The sequence below is a fragment of the Frankia sp. CcWB2 genome, from assembly GCF_977927585.1.
The window spans coordinates 1-2,995 of record NZ_CDWRCM010000308.1 but is presented as its reverse complement, the minus strand read 5'-3'; the positions used below and the strand labels follow the sequence as shown (position 1 = coordinate 2,995).

Here is a 2,995-nt window from a genome sequence, read left to right as displayed (position 1 = left end):
GCCACCAGAAACTCATCGAAGAGACGCCGGCGCCCGGCCTCCCCGCGAACCTCATCGAGGAGATGGGGCGGGCCGCGCTGCGCGGGGTCTCCACGGCGGGCTACGTCGGCGCGGGCACCGTCGAGTTCCTGGTCGACCCGGCCGGTGCGTACTACTTCATGGAGGTCAACTGCCGGCTACAGGTGGAGCATCCGGTGACGGAGATGGTGACCGGCATCGACCTCGTCGCCGAGCAGTTCCGGATCGCCGCGGGGGAGAAACTCGACCTCACCCAGGACGCGGTCGTCCCGCGCGGCGTCGCGATCGAGTGCCGCGTCAACGCCGAGGACCCGGTCCGGGGATTCGCCCCCGCGCCCGGAACGCTCACGGAGTGCCATTTCCCCGGCGGGCCCTTCGTCCGGGTGGACAGCCACGTGCACCCCGGCTACCGGATACCGACCCGGTACGACTCCCTGCTGGCGAAGGTGGTCGCCTGGGCGCCGGATCGCGACGGCGCGGTCCGGCGGATGCGCTCGGCCCTGTCAGAGCTGCGCATCGAGGGACCGGGCGTGGCCACGACCGTGCCCTTCCTCCGGCGGGTGCTCGACGATTCCCGGTTCCGGACCGCGACTCACGACACCTCCCTCGTCGCCGCGCTCACCTCGACCGGCTGACCAGAGTTCTCTACGCAGAGTTGTGGAGGGTTGAGTACGGTCTGACGCCGCCAGACCGTACTCAACCCTCCACATTTCCCCGGCCAGGCCAGGCCAGGCCGGGCTGGGGTCTGGGTTATCCACAGATCGCGGTAGGCCCTGGCACCGCCGCTGATCGGTGGGTGAGTCTGTGACGGTGACAGCAGGATCATGCCCGGTGGCGGCGAGGGTGCGTTCGGCATGACGCAGGACGGGCGCGTCGACCATTCGTCCCTCGAAGGAGAACACGCCGGCGGAGTGCGCCGCCGCGTCGAGTACCCGCCGCGCCCACGCCACCTCGTCGGCGGACGGCGCGAATGCCTGCCGCACGGCCGCGACCTGCCTCGGGTGGATACACGCCTTCGCCGCGAAGCCGCTCGCGACGGCGTCACGAGCCTCGGCCGCGAGGCCGTCGACGTCGGCGATGTCCAGGTACACGGAGTCGACGGCAACCCGCCCGTGCGCTCCGGCCGCCAGCAGGACGCTCGCCCGGGCATGCAGGGCGACGTCCCGGTAGCGGCCGGCCTGGTCCCGGCTCGACCGGCCACCCAGCGCGGCAACGAGATCCTCCGCCCCCCACATGACGCCGATGGTGGTGGGAACGGCCGCGATCCCGGCCGCGGCGAGCACGCCGCGCGGTGTCTCGCACAGGGCGACGACCCGGCGCGGCGCAACGGCGGCGACCTGCTCGGCGGACTCCGTCTTGGCCAGCATGACGATGGTGTAGGGCGTGTCGGCGAGGGCGCGCAGGTCCTCGTCGTGATCGGCGGTCCCGGCGGGGTTGATCCGGACGATCGCCCGCAGTGGGTCGAGGACGGTCTCCCGCAACGCGCGCCGTGCCCGCGGCCGGTCCGCCGCCGCCACGCCGTCCTCCAGATCGAGGATGACCCCGTCGGCCGCGGCGGCCGCCTTGGCGAATCGGTCGGGCCGGTCCGCGGGGCAGAACAGCAACGCCGGGCCGGGCAGCTGCCCGATCATCGGTCCGCAGCCCGGCGCAGCATCAGCGCGGACCGTACCGCCACGGCTACCACGTCACCGTGCTGGTTGCGCGCGGTGTGCTCGAAGGTGACCACGCCCTGTCCGGGCCGACTGCGGGAGAGCCGCTTGTCGCGCACCACGGTCTCGGCGTAGAGCGTGTCGCCGGGGAACACCGGTGTGGGGAAGCGGATCTCGGTGAACCCGAGGTTGGCCACGGTTGTTCCCTGGGTCAGCCGGCTCACCGACAGGCCGACCAGCGTTGCGAGGGTGAACATGCTGTTGACCAGCCGAGTGCCGAACGTCTGGGTCGTGCTCCAGACCTCGTCGAGGTGCAGCGCCTGGGTGTTCATCGTCAACGTGCTGAACAGGGTGTTGTCGGCTTCGCTCACGGTCCGCCCGGGCCGGTGGGCGTAGACGACGTCGGTCTCCAGCTCGTCGAACCACAGCCCCCGTTCCTCGACGCGCCGGCATTCCCGCCCTGTCTGCCCTGTCTGCCCTGTCTGCCCGGTCTCCGCGGTCTGCGGGGGAGGGGATGTCCCTGCCTCCATCGGTGCCTCCCTCGATCGACTCCCGTCGCCGGCCGCCGGTGTTCAGCGGCCGAAGACGGCAGGGGTAGGGTAACCCGCGTTGCGCTGGCCGTGGGTGAAGGTTCATCACCCCTTCCGGGGGCGTTCCGGTCGACCCGATAGCTTCCGGGCGTCCGGAGTGCGGGTGGCGGGCCGGCCCGATGAACCGCCGTCCCCGGAAAAGACCGGAAAAGAACCGTGCGGTCCTCGTGATGAAGGAGTCCGGAAATGCGGCACCGCAGGCTTTTGTTGGCACTGGCCGTTGGTACGCTGACCGCGTCCGTGTCGATCCCGATCCCGGCGGGCGCGGCCACCCCGCTCGGCACCGGGACCGCTCCGTCCACGATCGCCGTGATCGGCGATATCCCCTACGGCGCCGCCAAGATCGCCGAGTTCCCCGCCGACATCGGTAAGATCAACGCCGATCCTGACGTGTCGCTGGTCGCGCATCTCGGCGACATCAAGAATGGCAGCAGCGTCTGTTCGGACTCGTACTTCGCCACCATCAAGTCGGATTTCGACCAGTTCCAGGATCCTCTTGTCTATACCCCCGGCGACAACGAGTGGACCGACTGCCACCGCGCGAACAACGGCGGCTACAATCCTCTCGAACGTCTCGGAAAACTGCGTCAGGTGTTCTTCCCTGTCCCGGGCCGGACCCTCGGCGTGAACGCCCGGCAGGTCACCAGTGAATCCGCGGACCCGGCCTACGCGCCCTTCGTGGAGAACGCCATGTGGACCCAGTCCGGTGTGGTTTTCTCGACACTTAGGAGTCGAAAT

At 70.1% G+C, this 2,995-nt stretch carries 3 protein-coding genes and 1 pseudogene; 2 read left to right on the top strand and 2 right to left on the bottom strand.

What is annotated here, in order from left to right:
- A partial coding sequence (locus tag ACY45C_RS20935) for an ATP-binding protein (RefSeq protein ID WP_462189262.1) occupies positions 1-653 on the top strand: 653 nt, incomplete at its 5' end.
- 198 nt (positions 654-851) lie between these two features.
- On the opposite strand, the pseudogene ACY45C_RS20930 reads toward ACY45C_RS20935, so the two are convergent.
- A pseudogene (locus ACY45C_RS20930) lies at positions 852-1,649 on the bottom strand (HpcH/HpaI aldolase/citrate lyase family protein); the annotation flags it as partial.
- A complete protein-coding gene (locus ACY45C_RS20925; protein ID WP_462189261.1) occupies positions 1,646-2,197 on the bottom strand; it encodes a MaoC family dehydratase in 552 nt (183 codons plus the stop codon). The gene ACY45C_RS20925 and the pseudogene ACY45C_RS20930, both read right to left, overlap by 4 nt.
- A 246-nt stretch (positions 2,198-2,443) precedes the next feature.
- On the opposite strand from ACY45C_RS20925, the gene ACY45C_RS20920 reads away from it, so the two are divergent.
- On the top strand, positions 2,444-2,995 hold a 552-nt coding region (locus ACY45C_RS20920), incomplete at its 3' end, for a metallophosphoesterase (RefSeq protein WP_462189260.1).

Coding starts and splice junctions, on each gene's coding strand:
- ACY45C_RS20925 (WP_462189261.1), bottom strand. CDS start 2,197: ATGGAGGCAGGGACATCCCCTCCCCCGCAGACCGCGGAGACCGGGCAG.